The organism is Bradyrhizobium sp. CCBAU 53415 (genome assembly GCF_028128735.1).
In the GTDB taxonomy this organism is placed as follows: domain Bacteria; phylum Pseudomonadota; class Alphaproteobacteria; order Rhizobiales; family Xanthobacteraceae; genus Bradyrhizobium.
The window spans coordinates 1-19,017 of record NZ_LBJF01000020.1 but is presented as its reverse complement, the minus strand read 5'-3'; the positions used below and the strand labels follow the sequence as shown (position 1 = coordinate 19,017).

General features: G+C 61.0%; 19 protein-coding genes. 1 reads left to right on the top strand and 18 read right to left on the bottom strand.

Going from position 1 to position 19,017, the window contains the following annotated elements:
* Positions 1–209: 209 nt before the first annotated feature.
* The 18 genes from XH87_RS12580 to XH87_RS12495 all read right to left on the bottom strand — a co-directional run bounded on the left by XH87_RS12580 (position 210) and on the right by XH87_RS12495 (position 14,709).
* Positions 210–1,064 carry a hypothetical protein gene (locus tag XH87_RS12580; protein WP_271587512.1) on the bottom strand — a complete coding sequence of 285 codons (855 nt, stop codon included), beginning with the start codon at positions 1,062–1,064 and terminating at the stop codon, positions 210–212.
* A gap of 19 nt (positions 1,065–1,083) precedes the next feature.
* Positions 1,084–1,443: a hypothetical protein gene (locus XH87_RS12575; RefSeq protein ID WP_271587511.1), complete on the bottom strand. Its 360-nt coding sequence runs from the start codon at positions 1,441–1,443 to the stop codon at positions 1,084–1,086.
* 5 nt (positions 1,444–1,448) lie between these two features.
* Positions 1,449–2,105 carry a hypothetical protein gene (locus XH87_RS12570; protein WP_271587510.1) on the bottom strand — a complete coding sequence of 219 codons (657 nt, stop codon included), beginning with the start codon at positions 2,103–2,105 and terminating at the stop codon, positions 1,449–1,451.
* Between the two features lie 54 nt (positions 2,106–2,159).
* Complete coding sequence (locus XH87_RS12565; protein ID WP_271587509.1) at positions 2,160–3,863, bottom strand: cadherin repeat domain-containing protein; 1,704 nt, start codon at positions 3,861–3,863, stop codon at positions 2,160–2,162.
* A gap of 3 nt (positions 3,864–3,866) precedes the next feature.
* Complete coding sequence (locus tag XH87_RS12560) at positions 3,867–4,082, bottom strand: cold-shock protein (protein ID WP_035715014.1); 216 nt, start codon at positions 4,080–4,082, stop codon at positions 3,867–3,869.
* Positions 4,079–4,375 (bottom strand): hypothetical protein, encoded by a 297-nt coding sequence (locus tag XH87_RS12555; RefSeq protein ID WP_035715011.1) that lies wholly within the window; start codon positions 4,373–4,375, stop codon positions 4,079–4,081. The genes XH87_RS12560 and XH87_RS12555 overlap by 4 nt, the downstream gene beginning before the upstream one ends.
* Positions 4,372–6,459, bottom strand: a complete 2,088-nt coding sequence (locus XH87_RS12550; protein WP_271587508.1) for a hypothetical protein — start codon at positions 6,457–6,459, stop codon at positions 4,372–4,374. Before XH87_RS12550 ends, XH87_RS12555 begins: the two co-directional genes overlap by 4 nt.
* 8 nt (positions 6,460–6,467) lie before the next feature.
* Positions 6,468–6,860, bottom strand: a complete 393-nt coding sequence (locus XH87_RS12545) for a hypothetical protein (protein ID WP_271587507.1) — start codon at positions 6,858–6,860, stop codon at positions 6,468–6,470.
* 141 nt (positions 6,861–7,001) lie between these two features.
* Positions 7,002–7,919, bottom strand: a complete 918-nt coding sequence (locus tag XH87_RS12540) for a hypothetical protein (protein ID WP_271587506.1) — start codon at positions 7,917–7,919, stop codon at positions 7,002–7,004.
* Between the two features lie 53 nt (positions 7,920–7,972).
* Complete coding sequence (locus XH87_RS12535) at positions 7,973–8,644, bottom strand: hypothetical protein (RefSeq protein WP_271587505.1); 672 nt, start codon at positions 8,642–8,644, stop codon at positions 7,973–7,975.
* Positions 8,641–8,940, bottom strand: a complete 300-nt coding sequence (locus XH87_RS12530) for a hypothetical protein (RefSeq protein WP_271587504.1) — start codon at positions 8,938–8,940, stop codon at positions 8,641–8,643. The genes XH87_RS12535 and XH87_RS12530 overlap by 4 nt, the downstream gene beginning before the upstream one ends.
* Complete coding sequence (locus XH87_RS12525; protein WP_271587503.1) at positions 8,933–9,415, bottom strand: hypothetical protein; 483 nt, start codon at positions 9,413–9,415, stop codon at positions 8,933–8,935. Before XH87_RS12525 ends, XH87_RS12530 begins: the two co-directional genes overlap by 8 nt.
* Before the next feature lie 863 nt (positions 9,416–10,278).
* Positions 10,279–11,121 carry a hypothetical protein gene (locus XH87_RS12520; protein WP_271587502.1) on the bottom strand — a complete coding sequence of 281 codons (843 nt, stop codon included), beginning with the start codon at positions 11,119–11,121 and terminating at the stop codon, positions 10,279–10,281.
* Positions 11,122–11,173: 52 nt separating this feature from the next.
* Positions 11,174–11,407: a hypothetical protein gene (locus tag XH87_RS12515; protein WP_271587501.1), complete on the bottom strand. Its 234-nt coding sequence runs from the start codon at positions 11,405–11,407 to the stop codon at positions 11,174–11,176.
* Positions 11,408–11,585: 178 nt separating this feature from the next.
* Positions 11,586–11,777: a hypothetical protein gene (locus XH87_RS12510; protein WP_271587500.1), complete on the bottom strand. Its 192-nt coding sequence runs from the start codon at positions 11,775–11,777 to the stop codon at positions 11,586–11,588.
* Entirely contained in the window at positions 11,777–11,992 is a 216-nt protein-coding gene (locus XH87_RS12505) for a hypothetical protein (protein ID WP_271587499.1), read from the bottom strand. Before XH87_RS12505 ends, XH87_RS12510 begins: the two co-directional genes overlap by 1 nt.
* Positions 11,993–12,363: 371 nt before the next feature.
* A complete protein-coding gene (locus tag XH87_RS12500; protein ID WP_442868264.1) occupies positions 12,364–13,641 on the bottom strand; it encodes a tyrosine-type recombinase/integrase in 1,278 nt (425 codons plus the stop codon).
* 843 nt (positions 13,642–14,484) lie between these two features.
* Positions 14,485–14,709 (bottom strand): hypothetical protein, encoded by a 225-nt coding sequence (locus XH87_RS12495; protein ID WP_271587497.1) that lies wholly within the window; start codon positions 14,707–14,709, stop codon positions 14,485–14,487.
* Between the two features lie 478 nt (positions 14,710–15,187).
* Here XH87_RS12495 and XH87_RS12490 point away from each other — a divergent pair, with 478 nt between their 5' ends.
* On the top strand, positions 15,188–16,252 hold the full coding sequence (locus tag XH87_RS12490; protein WP_271587496.1) for an acyltransferase family protein: 1,065 nt from the start codon (positions 15,188–15,190) through the stop codon (positions 16,250–16,252).
* Positions 16,253–19,017: the final 2,765 nt, after the last annotated feature.

Here is a 19,017-nt window from a genome sequence, read left to right as displayed (position 1 = left end):
ATTAAGGTACTACGCATTCTATGGCGAAGTCAATTCATGTAATACCAAAAAGACGTGGCAGGCCGGCGACCGGCCGCGATCCCGTTACCGCCATCCGCCTATCGGATGACCTGAAGGCGGCAGTCGACGCATGGGCCGCGAAGCAGGAAGACGCGCCAGCCAGATCCGAGGCAATCCGGCGGCTTGTCCTGCTCGGCCTGAAGGCGAAGTCAAAGCCCTAACCCCATACGCGCCCGAGCAATGCCGGCTCCCGTGACGCGCCCGCCAGCCGCTATCCGGGCCTCCGCCTTCCGTCGCAGCTCGGGCTTCGTGAGCGGCGAAGATAGTTGAACCAGCGCCTGCCAGCCGGCAACGAACATCTCCGGACGATCTCCGTAGCGCTTGGCAACACGCTGGAGTTTGCAAACAAAGTTGGTTTCGTAAATATCCCCGAATTGCTTGCGAACGGCGCGACTAAAGGCGGCGTTGCTGGGGTTGGCCTCGCGCAGCTCTAGCAACTGGCGCCCCAGCTCCACCCGCTGCTCAACCAGCTTTAAGCGCGCCGCTTTGTTGAGCGCCCTCAGGTCCGGTTTGGGCGTAGCCTCGGGCTGCGGCGGCGAGAGCATACGCCGCAGTTTGTGCGTCAAGATCCGCTCCAGCGCACCTTGCGCCTCTTTCGCGTAAAAAAAATCCAGCGCGCGCATCTGCTCCAGGATGCCTAGCAGCGGGATGGAATCGAATGCCTCGATCAGTGCGAGGCCGCGGTCGGCATACGGCCCGATTGCGCCCGAGACCGCTCTGATTGGCAACTCGGCCAGCGCGCCGCTGTTGCCCTCCGACTCCGTGATGCAACGCAGTGTTAGGACGACATGCCCGGAGCGGTCGACGTTGAATAGGCTGCCGATATGCAATTGTCGTTGAAGGTACAGCCGCGAGCCCTCGTCGAGCGCGTCAATTTCCAGCGCGTCGAGGACCGCTTGCAGCTTCCCTGGCCACGGCTCGCGCGCCCACGCGTGAATCGAGGCCGGGATAGGCCCCGATTCGCAGCCGCCGTCCTCGTCGTCCTCCGATCGACGCCGCGCCATGTCCCCTCCCGCGGCTCTCTTATGCCGGAGGCGCCGCGGGCGGCGTGATAGCCTTCCGCGCCGCTTGGAAGAAGCCGAAAACCGCCTCTTTCAATTGGAGCGCATCTGCAAGAGACACCTGCTCCAGCAACGCGCGATCCTGCGGGACGACCATCAGGCGCTCGATATAGGCCTGTACAACGTCGTCCTTCTCGGCCTGGTAGAGCATGCCGCCCTCGCTGCGAGCCAACGATGCGGGTTCGCCGAGAAGCATGACGTCTCGATATTTAGGCTCGCGAAGCACGATCTCCTTGATCTGCGAGATGCGGCTTTCGCCCGACGTCGGGTCAGTCACCGGGCCTTCGATCGGGTTCTTGAGGATAATGGTTGCGTTGGCCATGTTTCTCACATCCAAATCTGCGGCATCAGCACGTCCGTGCCGGAGGCGCCCTTGAAGGTTGCGGCGACCACGACATATTCGCCGGAGTCATTGGTCACAGTGCCCTGGATGGCAGTGTTCGCCGTCAGGATCTGATGGCCCCCACGGCTCCCCGTGTCTGGAATACGGCCATCACTGGTCCACGGCGAAGGAACGGCAAGAATTTCGACCGCAGAGCAGCCATAGACGACGGCGAACTCGTCGGCCGAGGCCAGCGTGCCCGTCGAGGATGTTGATACATCCCCGGACCCTGATCCGGTGCCAACCACGCCGGCATCAAGCACGGGGCTTGCGAGCCCTGAGAACTGCCACAGGAAGGCGTCGGCGAATGGAACCCCGGAGGCCCAGGTCAGCGTGACGCCAGTCCGGCTATCACTGAGCGTTGGCAGGAAGTAGACAAAGTACCTGAATGAACTCGCGCTCGTGCCGGTGACGCTGGTCAGCGTGAAGGCATCGCTACCAGTGCCGCCATCGGTAACGACTGAGGTCGGAAGCGGGCTGCCTTTGTCCTGCGATCCGATCAGGACCGCCGAGTTTCCGGCGGTAAGCGACAATGAGATGCTGAATGATGACGCGCCGCTGATCTGCCTTTCTGACCAGGCGCTGACGAATGTTGCGCTCATTCCAAAAATGCCCTCCTGAGGGGTTGCGAGATTGATGCTTGTGTCAGTCCATCGTCACGGCGGCGTTCCGCCGACGCTCCATGATCCGAACGTGTGGCCGGTCGACATGTTGACGTTGTCGTGGAAGTTGCCGTCGGCTTCCGATCCGGGATAGTTGAAAACGACGCCCGTCCCTCCAAAGCCGCCGGCCTTGAGGCGAGCGTAGTTGTTGGACACGTCGATCAGTTGGCTGCCGGGCGTGTACGGCGTCACGAAGAAGTTTATGTGGACGCTGTCGCCGCAATAGAACGTGTTGTGGTGAATCGCGCCGCCGTACCAAGGCCCGCCGGGATCGCCGCAGACGCCCTGCACAGCGCCCCCGCCGGAGATCTCGGCGAAAGTGTTGTATGAGAAGTCGATCTCGGTAATCGCTCCGCCATAGGTCTGAACCCAGTCCGGGTGCCAACCTATGGCGGAGTTGTAGCCGGAGTCGTTCATCACGTTGAAACGGCACGTCCACTTCGAGATCGTGCCGTCATCGTAATATTCGGAGATGCCGAAGACGTCGCATGCCACGTTATGAACCCAGTTATATTCGAAGATGTGGTCCCCGTTCGCCCTGTAGTCGATGAGAAATTCGGGAGCGTTCGAGTCAACGCCCGTGACGCCGCCGTCGAATTCGCAGTACCTGATTGTCGTGCCGGGATTTCCGGCGCCTGGCTGGTTGCGAATCCAAAGCGTGTTGTATCTGAATTTGCAGTTCGTGATGATGGCGTTGCTGCCGCCGATCTGGCTGCCGCTTCCAATGTTGAGAGACCAACCGCCGCCCGTCGAGAAGTCGTAGGCGTCGATAACGACGTTATCGCCGAGAATCGTGACGACGCGCGAGCCGGTGTCCACGTCGACACCTGCGATGGAAATGGTCGCTGGATCTTTCAGCGTGACGCCGGTGTTGATGCCGGTGCGGTAGTCCACGCCGGCAACGCTCCACGGAGGACGCGCGGCCATTGCATTCAAGAGGCTCGGGAATTGCGCCGCTCCTGACGGAGCATTTGCCGAGCCGTCACCTGGGCTCGCGACGGCCGAGGCGACGATGCTAACGCTGCCGGTGTTGCTGCCGAGCGCGTTGGTCGCCTGCACCGTCAGGCCATAGGTCTGAGCGGTCAGGCCAGAGGCGCCGGCCGACGTGACGGTGATCAGGCCGGAATTGTCGATCGCGAAATAGCCGGCGGAGTTGCCCGCTGTGATGGACCATGCGGTGGGCGTGCCGCCCGTCGCCGTGACCGTGCCGACGTGCGCGCCGGACGTGGCGGGAAGCGACAGATTGAACGTTGTACCTACCACGGCCGGCGCCGTGCCGACCGTCACGCCGATGGACTTGGCAGGACTCGTGCCGTAGCTGTTCGACGCTGTGACTGTGAGGTTGTAGACGCCATCAGGCGGAGCGGCCGAGAGGCCCGTGCGAAGATTTCCCGTGTTGTACAGCGCGAAATAGCCCGAGGGATTCCCGGCTGTGATTGCATATGACGTCGGGCTGTTGGTGGCGTCTACGTGCCCAATGAGCGCGTCGAAGCCGAGATTGGAGCCGATCGTAAATGAGGTCGACGTGATGACCGGGACGCTGCCTAGCGCCGAGCGGAATGCGAGGCGCGATGCTATCTTGCCCGCCAGCGGCGTTTTGCCGATCGAGGCGGCCGTCATGCGGCTCCGCGCAAACGCTTTGCCGACCAGGGCGATGGCATTGGGGATTGGAAATTTGACGCCTACACCGAAACGCATGGCTTATTCTCCGTGTTGCTCGGGAAACAGCCGCCCTGCCCGGCGGCGGCCGTCCTTGGTCGGCCACTCTTCAAATTCGAGGCGCATTCCGATTTCTGGAACAACGCCGATCTTTTGAAAGGCCTTTATGTGAACGAAGAAATCAGAGTCGCCTTCGTCGGGACGGATGAAGCCATAACCCCGCACCTCGTCAAACTTCCTCAACGTTCCAATCTTCATTGTTGTGTAGCTCGTGCTATGTGCTCGACCATGTCGAGCATCCCGTCGAAAGATTCCTCCAACTCCAGTGCGGCCGTTTCAGCTCGCAGCGGATCTGGCGCGCTTGTTTCGAAATACGTGCAGGCCCGCAGCTCGCGCATCATCTCGGCGCGCAATGCATCGGGAATCTGCCGCAGCAGCATGCCGAGCGACGTCGCAAACAACGCTTGAACGACCATGTTCCGCCGCGTCACGTCGTCGACCAGATACTCCAGCTCCTTCAGGCGCTCTTCCGTGCTGCGTCGTCGGGTCATGGCGCCAGATTCCAGGTTGAGTCCGGGCGAGGATTGGACGGCGCCGCCGCGTCTGGGCTGCTCTTGCCAGTCGAGCCGGGGCCGTTGCTGGAGATGTGGCCCGCGAGGGCTATGACGGCTTCAGCGCGCCTTACCACTTCGATCAACGTCGAGCCGGCGTTCACGTTGACGTCAAGCGTGCCGGTGCCGTGAACTTCGCCCGTGACTTGCGCAGTGACTTGGCTTGCGCCGGTGCCGTAGGTCATCGTTGGTGACACCTCGGGCGCCGGGAATGACGGCGGAGCGAGCATCCGATTGCCGCCGGTGCGCGGGTTGCCCGAGACCCAGCGGCCAGCGGCTGGCGAATACGTTGCGGCGTCGGACCCCTGCACGAACGGCACCGCATCGGTCGACGACGGCCAGCCCCTCCCGCCCCCGACTCGCGGATTGTTGTTGGCACCAGACCGCGCGGCGCCTGCAATCCAGGACGGCGCATTTTCCATGAACTTGTCGGCGGCAACGATCGCATTCCCGATCGCCTCGATATCGCGTCCGGTTCCTGACATGGTTCGGCCGGCCGCCGTACCGAAGTCGCTCAGAATTTTGAACAGTCCCGAGTGCTCACCGCCAGACACTGCGCCGTTAAATTTCTGCAGCGCGCCCATCACGGTGTTGAGCGTGCCGATCGACGCTTCCGCAACTTTCGCATTCGAGGCGAGATTCGCCAGTTGCGTGCTGACTGCTTCGAGCGCGACTCCGACATCCTGACGGTGCAGGTTCTCCGCTCCGGACATGCCGGTGGCGCGCTCCTGCTGTTCACGACGACGCATGCGCTGCGCCTGGCCGGACACGAGGTTGCCGGCCACGTCCGCGGCCGTTCGATTGGAGAAGAACTTCGCGTTGAATGCCGCGACCGCCGCCGGGTCGCTGGTGTCGACCTTCGCCTTCTGCATCGCCGGGATAAAGTACTCGTCAAACCATTTGTCGACATCTCGCGCAAAGACGCCCTGCCCGACTAGGCCGGTGTCGTCGCGTAGACCAACCGCGCGCTGAAACGATGCCGCTTCCTGCTTCTGGCGGCCGCCTATCAGTGCCGAGTGCATCGAGGCTAGACCCGTGCCGGCTTGGGTGAAGCCCATGTCGACGCCTAACGAAGGCAGCACCGAAGCAATGAATCTATCCGACTGGCCTCGCGTCATGTCGCGGCCGTATCGAATTGCACTGCGCAGATCCGCGGCCGAATAATCCGCGCCTCCCTCGACCTGCGATGCCCGCAGCAAGGCGTCCAGCAAATTGGACGCGCGTGCCGGGTCCGTGATCTGGCGGGCGTCGATAACTTGCAGCGCCTTGCGCATCTGCTCGTCGATACGGTCCGATCCCCAGAGCACCTTGCCGGATGTCATAAATCTGCCGAGTGTCGGCATCATCGCAAGTCCGGCTTCGGCATTGCCGAGCTGCATGGTTGCCTCTCGGCCCGCAGCTCGAAATTCAGTCCGTGACACGCTCGGGTAAAGCGCCGATTGTCTGTCAGCCTCCTCCGAAATTGCGTCGCTCTGCGCCTGAGTGAGACCGGCTTGGCGCTGCTTCGTGCTCTCGCGGCTCAGTTCCTTCGTTTTGTCGAACGTGAAGCGCGCGGCCCTGTTTGCCATGTACGCGGTGCTGCCGACACCGCCGGCAAGCAGGCCCCAGCGGAGCGCGGCGGCGCCTGCAGTGGCGAAAAACCGCTTGCCCGATTTCTCGGCATCGTCCTGCGCATCGGCTATTGCCTGATAATGGCCGACGACTTGCGTTCGCCATTGGCGCAACATCCTGTTGTGCTGCGAATTCGGATCGAACATGATCGATGGCCGCCGGTCCCGAGGCCCCGCGAACACCTTCTCGTAGAAATTCCCGTATTCCTTCGAGATTGCCGCGATATCCTTCTCGGCGACTCGCAAGCGGCGTAGCTGTTTTTCCAAGTCGTCGCCCATTCCGGAAAACCGAACGCCCTCCAACGCCTTCGCGGTTTTCTCAACGCTCTTGAATTTCGACGCGAGCTTGTCGAACGTGTTGCCCGTCGAATCTTTCGCGCTGATGACAGCGGTGGCGGTTATGACCTTCGACATGCGCGCGCTTACCTTTTGATCTGGCGATTCACTTCTGCGACTACGTCATCCCAAGAAGCCGCCGCGGCGCGTCGCTTGTCGACTGCGGCCATAGCGGCTTCTCGGGCGCGGGAAAGGGAAATGCTATCGGTTGCTTTCCGGGTCGGGGAAAACGTGTGCCCGGTGGCGGAATTGTCACGCGAATTCACGGCATCAGCGTCTACAACGCGACCGCGGATGTTGCCGGCGGATGCGCTGGCGATTCCTGGAATGTGCGTACCGCGCGACGTCCTCGATCGTTCACGTCCAAACTCGATGCACGCGCGGCATTCGCTGGGTGGCGCATTCATGTCGTGCACGAGGCTGCGCAACTCGCGGCAGCGTGGGCAATCGTCAATCGACATCGAGTAGTCGTGTTCCATTTTAAACTCCCAAAAGATGGCGCCGCGCGATCAACCCAGGGGGAGGTGGCCCCATAAAATCGCGCGGCGCCGGGGCGCCGACAAGCGAGACCATGACGAATACAACTTGCCGACGTCGACTCCTTCCGTTGATTGGGGGTTTCAGTCGCGCCTTGGCGCCGGAGCGGAGTCGGCCAGCTTCAGTGCGGCGCGCGGATCGATGTCGGCGCGCGGAAACTGGCCGGCCAATTCGGCGAATGCGGCTTCCTCGCGCTCGGACGTCAACAGATCCGCGTCGACCACAGCCAGCCTCGCGGAGCGCTGCGCCGGGTCCAAGGCGACGTCGTCCTCTGCCTGGCCGTCGATTTCCTTTGCCAATCGCGCCTCAAACTCTTTCGGAAATAGCCATGAGAGCAGTCCGAGAACGTCGATTGAGTTAACCCCCACATGATTCCCAGAATCTCCGAACGTCTGAAGTGGGACCGTGGCAAACTTGGCCTCGCCGAGCCGGTCGAGGATGTCTGCAACGTCAGGGCGAGCGCCAGCGGCCAACGCTTCGAGCTGAGCCTTGACGCGCTTCTTCGCGAGCGCGGAGGGAAACGGCGCGGCCAAGATGGCGATACGATCGGCTTGCAACGATCGGACGCGCCGCGCGACTCGTTCGAGGCCCACCAGCGCGGTTTCGCCATCGAGCAGTTGCGGCGTCGGTCCCTCGAACGGTACGAGCGCGGAGGCGTTTTCTTTGACGTAGTCTTCGAGAGCAATTCGGAGCCGATCGGCGCCTTGCCACATGGTCGACAATTCGGCGGACCGCGCGTCGCATCGCCTAACGACTGCCGCATGACGAGCGATTTCCTCATCAAGCTGGGATGCCGGCGGCTTCGTTATGTCGAGAAATTTGCCGTATCTGCGCTTCAATTCGGCCAGACTCGATTCGGCCTTCTCGCGCGCGCTCCAGGAGAGGCGCCGTTCATCGTTAATCCTGGTCAGTGCGGCGTGCCGGTCTCCGACGAAGTCGCGCAGGCTTAAAATTTGGTCCGCGACGAAAGCGGGAACGCTCTTGATGTCGAGCACGTCCATTTTAGTTTGGGCTCCGATTTTATTTCTGAGCCCATCTTGCCGCTCGACGTTGGTCAGCTCAAACGCCCAAAAATTCTGCGGACGCGGTCAGCAGATAGCGAGCGCGGGCATGCGCGCAACATGCGCCAAAAAAATTCCCGCTCGGTGCCGACGTGACGCTGCGGACAAGCGTCTGCCGCGCGCTCGCGTATCCAGGCGGTCGCTTCATATCTCCGCCATGATGCGCATAAGTCCTGCGCGGCGGCGTGGTCGCTGTACCTGCTATAAAATCTGCCGCGGCATTCGATGAGCAGCCGGTCTCGCTCGGCATGGCGCGGAGCAGGAAGCGTTAGTTGTCGCAGTGCGACCGCAATCGCGTGAAGATGCTCGGCCGATAGTTCGGCGCCGGCCCGGATAGCGATCAGCTCGATCTCTTTGGCGGCGGCGGTGACGTCGGCGGCGGCTGTCGGCTTACTGAGTTCTTCTTGAGAACGCAGCTTCACGATACCGGGCTCTTCCCTCTCCGCATCGCGGATGAGGCGGGCTTCGTGGATGTCTTTGTGAGTGAGGCCGATGTCAGACACTTTCGGAACTTCCGCTTTGGAAGTTTCGTCACCGCCTCGACGTTGTACCTCACCACGCTCCTGCGCAGCGTCGTACTCGTCGGCGAGGCGACGCTTAGCGCCAGCCTCGATCTCCAGCGCGTCGGCCGCCGGTGTCACGTGCTCGTGAGCGGCGTCTGTCACTTCGGCCTCGGTCGCAGGACGTCGGCAGCGATGGCTGACACGGTCAGATCGGAGCCCTCGTCGATCTCCATCAGACGAAGCGATAGGGCCTCCAAGTACTCATCCTCGGCGTGCAAGATTGCTTGATAGTTCGCTGGGTCGGCGTACTGCAGCCAGAAGGTAGTAACTTTCCTGACCAGGAGGCCCGCGCGCGCGATGTCCTCGATCGTGGCGTCTTCCGCAAGAGCCTGCTCGATTGCAACGTCTCGGACACCGCGAACGATTTTGAGGGCGTCGCAGAACTTGATTTTACTCACCGTCGTCCTCCTCAGAGTCATCCTCTGGCAAGCCACCGTTGGCAACCTCGCTCATCCGCGCCCTAAACCGATCGCAGGCAAACCCCAAATAGCTCTCGATGCTCTTTCGGGTCTCAAGATCGCGCGTCGCTGCAGCGGGCAAACCACGGAGAGCAGCGACCATCTCCTGGAACACGAAGTTAAATTCCTCAGTGACTTCTTTCTTGCGCAGCCACTCGCCGCGCTCGCGCTCCAACCTGAACTTCAACGCTTCCGCGCGGATGTCATTCACGCGCTGCGCCGAATCCGACCGCCCGACACCGCTGCGGAGACCGTCGATGTATGCGAGCCTGGCGGCGTCCTGATCGATGCTGCCGTCCTCGTGCAGCGGGACCAACCCACCGGCTATCATCTGACCGACGCGCTGCACGGTCAGCCCGACGTGGGCGGCGAATTCGGCGCGGGTGGCGCCCTTGCGTCTTGGTTTCCTGGACATGGTTTTCTCAATCCCTTTGTGGAGCGTGGAGCATGTAGATGTTTCTGGACCGCTGCCGTGAGCTGCGGCGCACCCGTCCGACCAGCTCGACCTTGCCGGCGGCGATCAGCCTCCTGATGGCCCTGCGCGTTGATGACAGCTCACTTGCTGTCGGCTGTCGGCGGACGGGGCGGATGATTGGTCGGCCCGCGGTGAAGGCGATGACGGCGATCTCTGCCGCCGAGAGCCGCGAGCGCCGATTCAGGATCAGGAGCAGCGTCCTACGCAAAGCACGGGGTCGATATCGGAACCCCTTTCGACGGTATCGGGCTATTTTCACGGGTCGGTCCCTGATCAAGCAAGCGCGCAAACGTTTTTCGCAGCGTTAGTGAAAGACTGGACGGTCCCGCCGCGCACCTGGCCGAGGCGCGTAACGGTCCCTGTGAAATTCTTCGCGGATGCCAGCTTGCTGCGGCTGGCGTGCCCGGTGGTGCGTTGGTTTAGGTCACGGGCGCGAAACGTTGTCCGCGACCGCAAACTCTCACCAGCGGGCTCACCTGCGTGTCGGGGTTTTGGGTGGTACTGGATCTGCGCGGCGCCGTGGCGTGTGCCGTCTGCCCTGGCGCCGGTATCTTCGAGGCGGGTCCGGGGGCGGATGGCCTGGGGTACGGGTCGACGTGCGCACAAGCGAGCCGGTGGCGGGTGATGCCCGGCTCTCTCGTCACTCTCAGGTGCGGGGGGGCGGGGGGGCGCGCATGCGCCCCCAGGCGGTGAGCAGAACGCGAGCGTGTAGCGCTCGCCGGAAGAGCTTCGCGAAGCGATGCTCGCCCCCATGCCGAGCCTGATGGCACTCTCCGATGTGCACGATGCGGGTGAGGCTGACATCATCGCCCCGCTTCCATCGGAGTTGTTGTAGCCGTGGCCTCGCCAGTCCTGCCCTTCCCCTCGAAATATTGCAGGTGCATCCGCAGACGCGGAATGACGAGAACGGCGCCCGTAAGGGCGACGCTAGGCCGATAGGCCGGCGCACTGCGCCCCTCGTCTGCTACGGTACGGGTTGGATTCGGACCCGCTTTGCGTGGCAGTCTAATTGAGTCCCCCTTTCTATTATCTATTAAGTGGGGGGACGCATTTTCACTGCCATTTTTCGGCGATATCGCTTCGTTTCCGCGCGATTTTCGACGAAAATAGGTGCGCGGACTGATGCCCAACAATTCCCACGGTTTCGCCTCCGTCGACTTCGGACGGCCGCGCTTCCGCCCCGTCGAATTCTTGGCACGACGCCGTCGAGACTTTGCGGCAGCCTTGGCGCGCGAGATGTCCAGCCTGAATTCATACTCAGGGTCATCGCAAGCACCGATGAAACGAAATGAGAGCTTGTGGCGGTCGCGCACGGTGATGTTGAGAACGGCCGCGCACTGATCCGCCGACCAACGTTTGTTTGAGGCCTTGGTGTAGGAGATGATTTGATCTATGGCGGCCTCGGGCAGATGGGGCGCCCACTTCCTGCACCAGCGGCGGACCGAGCGGCGCGGATCGCTTGGATCGGCCATGTGGGCATGGTCGGCGCCCCATCGAAGGATCGGCATCAGCCTGTCGTTCCTGGGAAGCGTCTTCCATCCGCAATGCTCAAACCATTGCCGAGCTTCTTTGAGGCGGCCGCGCGCTATCAGCGCACGATCGGACTTGATGTCGGCGGTGGTTTGTGGTTTTGTACTGACTCGCATATAATCCCTTTTGAGCCGGCCGGGGCCTCCACTCCGCCGGTTCTTTTTTGGGTTAGACTGCTCCCCCGAGCTCGCTCGGCAAATCCTCGATCCCCACCGCCTCGATCGTCTCGGCCTCAAGCCGCAACTCGGCAACCATCTCGGTCAGCGTGCAGCCCCGCAGAATATGCTTGCGGACGGTGCGATTGATCGCCCGCGCCGCCGCCTCGCGCCGCTTGTGGCGTTTCTCGGACTCCTCGAATGCCGCGGCATCGAAGTGTGGAAACCGGATGACGTTGTCGTTCATGCTGCTCCCTCCGTCGTCAGGTGTCTGGAATTTTTCCGCAACCACGCGCACCGCGCGAGCCGATGGGCGGCCACCACGGCCTCTGCGAATTGCCTCGTTTCGAATGGCCCGGCGGCATCGTCGGCGAAGCCGATTTGATATTTGCCGTCATCGGTCTGGACGATTTCGGATTCGGGAGTCACGGTTCGACGTCCTCGCCGACCCACAAGGCATTTTTTGCCAACAACTCGCTGGGGAATGTGCCGAGGATTGTCCGGTCGTTCCTGAGCGCGACGAATTCCTCGCCGCGCGCGAAGATCCAACCCAGCAAAAATCTTCCGGCATAGGCCGCGCGCGCGCCCTCGGGGATTTCTTTGATCTTGCCGGCCATCAGGTGCGCCGTGCGTTCGGATGCACCACGCGAGCCCGCAACCATGCCCGAGCGTCCTCAACGGGAATGAGGACCTTTCCGCCCAATTTCAGGAACGGCAAGCCATCGGGTTGATTGCGGTAGCGGCAGACGGTTCTGGTGGTGATGTCGGCGCTGGCGGCGAATTCGGCTTCCGTGATGTAGCCGGCAAGAATTGATGGTACGTCGTCGGCCATGGTGGCGAACGTCCTCCGGGATAGGGGACTCGCCAACGCGCGCAGCACTGCTCACGGGGCGAGAACCCAGGTTGAAAAAACCTGTTTCCTTTCCCCGGCGTCGCCTGCCTGACTCCGGTGCGCCGACTGCCTTTCGAATTGCCGCTGCCCCCTCAAGCTTCCAACGGGGGTGAAATCTCAGCCCGAGAGTCCCGGTCTCGGTATACCGCCCCCGTATTTGCTGGGTCGGTGTTTGGCTTTCGTCCCCAAACCCGGACGAAAATCGAAAGGCACTCAGCTAGAATAGGCCGCAATATATGGACGGCGCCAACGGTTGCAATGTCATTCTCGGAAAAAAACATCGGCTAAGCAGTGAACGTATCTGGAACGCCTCACGCCCCGCGCTTGGTGATGTCGGTGATCTCGGCCGACTTGCCGCCGGTGACAACGGCGCCAACACGATCGGCCGCCGCCTTCAACGGGTCGTCGAACAAGTGCGCGTACCTGCTCGTGGTCAACGGGCTGCTATGCCCCAACATCGCACCAATGATCGCCAGCGAGCTGCCGCTTGACGCGAGCACGCTTGCGAAGCTGTGGCGCAGATCATGGATGCGAACGTCGTCGAGGCCGGCCGCCTTGCGGATCTCGGCCCATGCGCCCTTGATCGAATGCCGCGGCTGAGCACCGGCACCGACACGACCGGGGAATACCCACGGCGACAACTCGGTGCCCTTCTCCTTCGCCTCGGCCTCGGCCTTGGCGCGGATGCCCTCCAGGAGCGCCAGCGCGGGCGCAGAGAGCGGTGTCCGATGGACCTTGCGCTGCTTCGTGGCATGTCCCGGCTTGGTCCAGGTGCCTTCCGCTGCCCCGTTCTGGCTACGGCTGAATTGGAGTTGATCCCATCGACACCCCAGCGCCTCGCCTTTGCGGGCGCCGGTCAACATGATCAGTCTGATTATGTTCGCCGCCTGCTGGTCCTCGTGCTCGGCCAGCGCCTTTAGGAGCCCGCCCAGCTCAGTTTGCGGGTCGACGTAGCGCTCGCGGCCGTGCTCGGGATGGCGCTGTACGCCCTTCGCTGGGTTCACGATGGCCCATCCGCGATCAAGCTTCGAGCCGTTCCAGACGATGGCGCGATTCAGCATATGGCTGATCAGCGCGAGGACGCGGTTGGCGGCATATGGCCCGGCCTCCTGCGTCACCTTACGGTGCAGCCGCTGGATATCATCGTGCTCGATGTCGACGACGCGCAAGCCAGCCTTGAGCACCGGCAGAATCCAGTTGTTGATTTGCGCCTCATAGGCGGCCGCGGTGCTCGGTGCGTTGGTCTCTTTCGACTCCTCGACGAATTTGGTGCAAAGGTCCGCGACCGTCTTCATCGAGCGGTCGGCCTCGATATCGGCAAGCGGATCTTCTCCTACATCGATCCGACGGCGCAGCTCGCGGGCTTCCTGGCGGGCGGCGGCGGCTTTCCAGTCGATGCAACTGCCGATCGTGAAGCGCCGCTCCCGGCCCGCCTTGGTGCGATATGTCAGGACGAACGATCGCGCGCCGGCCGCGGTCACGCGTACGCCAAAGCCCGGCACCGCGCCGTCATACGTGATTTTATTTCCGGCCGCCGGTGCCGGGATATCCCTGATTGCCGCGTCGGTCAGCCCCTTCAATCGCGCCATGTCCCGTCCTCCGTGTCCGCACTATGTCCGCACCCGTGTCCGCAAAATTAGTGCGCCACGTGTCAATTAGTGTCTTACACTTTCCAAACAAGTCCAATAAAGTCTATAGGCAATTCAATGGCTTGGTCCTCTTTTCGGCAATTCCAATAGCAAAATCAAATGGCTGATAGGTATGGCCAGAATTAGACTTTTAATCACGGGGTCCTGGGTTCGAGCCCCAGCGCGCTCACCAAAATCGGTAGATTCTTCGATATCTTGGCTGGCATGGCGGATAGCCCTCCCAAGGGCCTCCGGCTTCGTGTCCGCAATCCCTGGATCGTGTCCCCGTGGTGTAGCTGATTAGCAAAGCCGCCCGCTCGCTACGGCGCTTATCGGGCGCGCTTCGCGTGCGGCTTTGCTAATCAGCTACACCACTCCTTGGGACACGATCCCCGACACTTCGATCGCGGAAATCCGCGGCTTGCAATCACGGGCAGCCGAGAGCGGTAGCCACCGCCTAAGAGCAATGATCAAGGCAACTGCCGAATCGGGTGATCTTCTTCTGGGTGCTCCGTTTATGGATACACGCAGAGAAGAACAAAGCCGGATTGGTTATAATTTCAGTTGTTCTGGGCCGGAGAACGCCCGCTGACATGCAGCTTACCGAAGGACGGCCTCAGCTGGGCGGCTGAGGCCGTTGGAGGCTGCTCCGGCTTCAGGGGGGCTTTTGGGGACGCCGGAGCAGAAAGCCAATTCGTCAATTTGCCACTTGTTCCTGACTCGTAAAGCCAGCGAAAAGTCCTATCTTCTGAACCATGCGTATGGCGTACGAGCTTTGCCTGGTTACCGCCGGCAAGCAGGTGCCTAACGGGCCCGACTGGATGATCCCCGAATTATCGCAGCCTTCCTCGCCGCCCCCGCCTTCGCATGGGCGCCCTCGTCCTCGCACTCCTCCTCCAACTCGTTCATGACATAGGGATCTGATGCGTCGAGGAACGCAATCAGCCGCGTGATTTCGGCGGCGGCCTCCCTCCTGAGTCTGGCAAGCCTCTTGAGGGCCTTTTCTCTCGCCCGCTCTTGTCTGGCCAAGCGCGTGCAAAGCTCTCCGGTGGACGGCCACAGTTCGGGCTATGGTGTTTGAGTGTCGTATGACGATGGCCATGGTGGTTCTCTGGATTTACCGGCTTTCCACGGCCGGGTGCCAGTGGGCAGCACTGGCGCCGGGAGGGTGGAAACATGGCCAGAGACCATGCGCGACGGCCTTTCCCCGAAGGGTCTTGTATAGCCGTCGCTCTCCCGGCACAGTGGTGCCGTTCGCGCCGACGGCCAATCGGCACGTTCTTTTCATTGGCGAATCTCGATCCCGGCAAGGATCGCCCTGCCAACGCTCTGGTGCCAGCACAGCCCGGCAAGGCCGCTGGCGGGAGTTTCCACGCTCCACCAGACAGCCTACACCTGATGTGCTTAAAATCTATCCCCTAGAGGGAGCGCACCGGCGTCCCCATTGTGCTATTCGAACCGCATGGGGATAAGCTTCAGCCTGGACAGATCAAAGAACGACACATCCGTGACGCTCGATCTGCTGCGCGCGGTTGCAGCTCAGTTGGTCTGTGTGGGGCACGCCTATTCCTTCTTCATCGGCGCTTGGCCGGCTGGTCTCCCGTACATTCAAAACGTCGGCGTTCTCCTGTTCTTCCTGCTCTCGGGATTTCTGATTACCCACACACTCGTTTCACGGTCGATAAAACCGGATTATGGATTCCTGCAGTTCTTCATTGACCGCTTCGCCAGGATCTATTCGGGGCTCATCCCGGCCTTGATGTTTGTGGTCGCCGTTGATTGGTTCGTGCTTTACCTGACCGCCGAGCCGACGATTGCACGATACTACACACTGAAAACTTTCATCGCCAATCTGTTCATGCTGGAGGGCTACCGCGGAGCATTTCCCAACGCGCTGCAATGGTCGGCATTCGGGTCAGCCAGCCCGCTTTGGACGCTGGCGATCGAGTGGCATATCTATATGTTCGCCGGGTCAGTGTTCTTCATGTGTCGGAATCCCAGAACAATCCCGCTGCTGGCGCCCGTGGCGTTGTTTTTCGGTCAGACCCCGGTTCACTTCCTATTCGGCTCCTTCCAAAGCGATGGAGTCGGCCGCGGCCTGTTCTCGCTCTGGCTCGCCGGAGCCGCAATCTATGTCGTGGCAAGACTGCCCTATCGGCTGCCCGCGGCAGCCCTCTTGGCTTTCGTCAGCGCCGTGGCTTTTGTCGCGATCACACCCGCCGGCAAGGAATACAGCTTTGTTGGATATCCATTATTGACAGCAGTGGTGCTCGGCATCGTCGCAGTGACGCAACGGAGACACCGGATCACTTCGGAGAGGGTGCAGCGAACGATCGGATTTTTTGCTGACTATTCTTTTTCGCTTTACCTAGTTCATCACACAATCATGGTGGGGATTTGGCTGCTGCTTCCCGACCGGGGAGTGCCGGTATTCGTCCTCGCGGTGGCTCTCTCCAACGCGGTCGCCATCGGCCTCGCCTCTATCGGTGAGAACAGGCACAAGATCATTGCCCGCTTTCTCACGGGGAAGTTTTGCCTTCAGTCACGGCATGCCGCGCATACAGCTTCTTGATTATCATCGCTTCGAAATTTATCGCGGAGAACGATGCCGTGCCGGCGGCGGCGTTTACGGCCAGATCAAACCAATACGCTGTGCCAGGCGTCAGTCCGGTAACGATGATTGACATTCCAGAGGGCGTGGCGGCCGCAGCCACGGTGGTTGATAGGCTTTGCGTGGGGCCAATTTGAGTTCCAGCACGTAGGATGGGTTGAGCTCTTGGGAAACCCACCACCCGTTGCGATCAGCACCGCTGCGATCCGCGACCGATTGTCGGAGCAATCCTCGAAGGACCGCGGAGTGACCGACAGAATTGCCGGCGATGGGTTTCGCAAGAGCTCACCCCATCCTACGCACTGGCAACCGATCCAGCCAAGCGGGAAAGTGTTCAACCGGGCTTGCGAGCCACCTCGCGGCCCCCTGCTCCGCCGGCGGCCCGACCAGACCGGCCACCGTGAGATCTTCGCGCGGTGGCTTGGTGGCTTTTGTGCTTCTGATCCCGCAGTATGATGTCCGACTAGCCAATTACAGTCTGCTCTGGAGCGCTCCAATGCAGAACGTCGTAGCCGGATGCGTTGCAGTGGTTTTGGTCATCATGGCTTTGATTGTCTATTCCCAAAAGCACCATCATTGTTGGAACGGGCACGTGCTCAAAAACTTGCACGGGCACGTGCTCAAAAAAACCGGTGAGCCCTGCGGATCCCTCAGTCCCTCCATCTAGGGCGCCGCCGCTCCTTGGAGTTTTTCCACACCCACGAAGCACTGTATGTCGCTGCCGACCCGAGACCCAAGGGATTGACAATTTGACTCTGGCCGGCGTCGCGCTTCGATGCTGGATGCCTCACCCTCCTCGACGTTGTACAGCTACGCATGCCGGCCGGCCGATCAAGATCACCTTCGGCGAGATGCGCAGCATGCGCGTGCGCGGCATCCTGGTCTACTGCCACTGCGTCATCGCGTTGCTTTGGATGCCAATCGCTGGGCCGATGAGATGCGGCTGTCTGATATCGAGCCGCGGTTCGTTTGCGTAGCTTGTGGAAGCCGCGGCTCTGACATTCGGCCTGACTTCGATCGGGAAACCGACGAGTTGCGATGATAGGCGTGAAAGAGGCCGCCAGCTGAGACGATCCGTTCCGGGCTAATGGGGAGAGACAAGCGCCGCTATACCGAATGCGACGACGCACGCGGCACCTAGAGACCATAAGGCAATTGCAACTTGCCTAGGCATTCCGATCCAATGGCGAGGCCTGTTAACGGTTCCAGGATCAGTCGTGCAGGAAATACATGCTCGTAATAGCGAATAAGACGAGCGCAGCGCCGCCAAACATCGCAATGCCAAAACAGATGCGTGCCGGTATTGAATACGAGTCAAAATGAGGCTGCTTGATCACATTGCACCCCCCTTCTCCGGCGAAAGTGCAACCGGGTTGGGGAGCGCCGAAATTCGAAATTGACCGAAGAACATCCGGCTCAGATCACGCCCACAATGATCAAGACTCCGATCTCAATCAGTAGGAGCGTACCCGTTGCTGCCGAGATGAGAAACAAATCACCTAGTGACAAGAACTGCATGAATCGCCTCACAATTTGCCCTAGAAGCGGCCCTTGCATCCTTGGGGGCGTAAGTAGGGGCAGGATGATGGGGCCGCTTCCAGCAGGGTCCTTGACGCGTCCGTCCGGACGCCAAACGGTCTCATCTTAGTCCAAATTTAAATCTCGTTCATGGTTTAATATATTTAAATCACGTTTATTATCTTAATATTTAATTTGCGACGCTTGCACGATGCAGTATTATGGTGACAGTGCACTTGATGGCAGCTGCGGAACGACGCAGGGAGCAGGCTCTTTCGAGTGAAGTGCGCTGTAATTTGTAATTTCGTAAATATCCCAGGCGACGCCCGTCAGCGTGAACCCGCTGGGCTTGTGTCACAAAACCTATGGCATGGCCGTTGCACAATCCAAGCCGACTGGGATTTCAGCGCTCAGTTTGAGAATGAAACGCTGCCGGGACCGCTATTTCGAGCCCGGCAGCGTCTTAATATTGGACGAGCGGGACAGCTGCTGGCAACCTGCTTAGCTTTGTCTGCCGCGCATGCAATTGATGACAAACTCTCGTTTTGCGCGACCTTGTCCTTTCATAACTCCGCCCGCACTCGAGAAGCCACGCTCGGTAGCGAGCTGCCTGCACTTTTCCAATTTTTGAGGGTCGCGAGGCGTGCCTTGCTGAGCCTGTACAGCGCCAGCGACCAGAACCAGAGCAACGGAAGCGAATATAATCGGCCTAATCATTCCCAGTCTCCATATTTGACAAGGAAAAGAATGGCATGAGCCCCGTCTTGACCGGGATGCTTCACGCCCGAGTCAATAATGCAAACGTGCAGACCCCTCGGAAGCCCAATCAACCAACGCGATGCCCAGGCCTGCCGATCGCTCGTGAATTGTAGCACGATGGCCCGCCAGCGTGAACCGGCGGGCCTGGTAGCGCCGGTTTTGAAAGCAAACGGGCATCGATAGCCTATGAAGTCTGCGCGCCGGTCGGACTGATCCGCCCGCCTCACGTTTTGATTGTCCCCCCTCGCCAGAACATGTCGCGTTGGAGCTGTCCTGCTCGCAGCGCAAGTCATGCGCCAACTGTGGAGCTTGAAGGTCGAGGCGTTTGGCTTGGCAATTGGTGTTGTTCTTGTCGCGGCTGGCGCATGGTAACCGTCCGGTGAGGGCCGCGGGGTAATCACACGGCCCGGAGCGGATCAGGCCGCGAACTGAACAGGCGCCTTCCATTC

Bases quoted from the DNA above. Each gene is read 5' to 3' on its own strand.
- XH87_RS12580 (WP_271587512.1), bottom strand. From the start codon at position 1,064: ATGGCGCGGCGTCGATCGGAGGACGACGAGGACGGCGGCTGCGAATCG.
- XH87_RS12575 (WP_271587511.1), bottom strand. From the start codon at position 1,443: ATGGCCAACGCAACCATTATCCTCAAGAACCCGATCGAAGGCCCGGTG.
- XH87_RS12570 (WP_271587510.1), bottom strand. From the start codon at position 2,105: ATGAGCGCAACATTCGTCAGCGCCTGGTCAGAAAGGCAGATCAGCGGC.
- XH87_RS12565 (WP_271587509.1), bottom strand. From the start codon at position 3,863: ATGCGTTTCGGTGTAGGCGTCAAATTTCCAATCCCCAATGCCATCGCC.
- XH87_RS12560 (WP_035715014.1), bottom strand. From the start codon at position 4,082: ATGAAGATTGGAACGTTGAGGAAGTTTGACGAGGTGCGGGGTTATGGC.
- XH87_RS12555 (WP_035715011.1), bottom strand. From the start codon at position 4,375: ATGACCCGACGACGCAGCACGGAAGAGCGCCTGAAGGAGCTGGAGTAT.
- XH87_RS12550 (WP_271587508.1), bottom strand. From the start codon at position 6,459: ATGTCGAAGGTCATAACCGCCACCGCTGTCATCAGCGCGAAAGATTCG.
- XH87_RS12545 (WP_271587507.1), bottom strand. From the start codon at position 6,860: ATGGAACACGACTACTCGATGTCGATTGACGATTGCCCACGCTGCCGC.
- XH87_RS12540 (WP_271587506.1), bottom strand. From the start codon at position 7,919: ATGGACGTGCTCGACATCAAGAGCGTTCCCGCTTTCGTCGCGGACCAA.
- XH87_RS12525 (WP_271587503.1), bottom strand. From the start codon at position 9,415: ATGTCCAGGAAACCAAGACGCAAGGGCGCCACCCGCGCCGAATTCGCC.
- XH87_RS12520 (WP_271587502.1), bottom strand. From the start codon at position 11,121: ATGCGAGTCAGTACAAAACCACAAACCACCGCCGACATCAAGTCCGAT.
- XH87_RS12515 (WP_271587501.1), bottom strand. From the start codon at position 11,407: ATGAACGACAACGTCATCCGGTTTCCACACTTCGATGCCGCGGCATTC.
- XH87_RS12510 (WP_271587500.1), bottom strand. From the start codon at position 11,777: ATGGCCGGCAAGATCAAAGAAATCCCCGAGGGCGCGCGCGCGGCCTAT.
- XH87_RS12505 (WP_271587499.1), bottom strand. From the start codon at position 11,992: ATGGCCGACGACGTACCATCAATTCTTGCCGGCTACATCACGGAAGCC.
- XH87_RS12500 (WP_442868264.1), bottom strand. From the start codon at position 13,641: ATGGCGCGATTGAAGGGGCTGACCGACGCGGCAATCAGGGATATCCCG.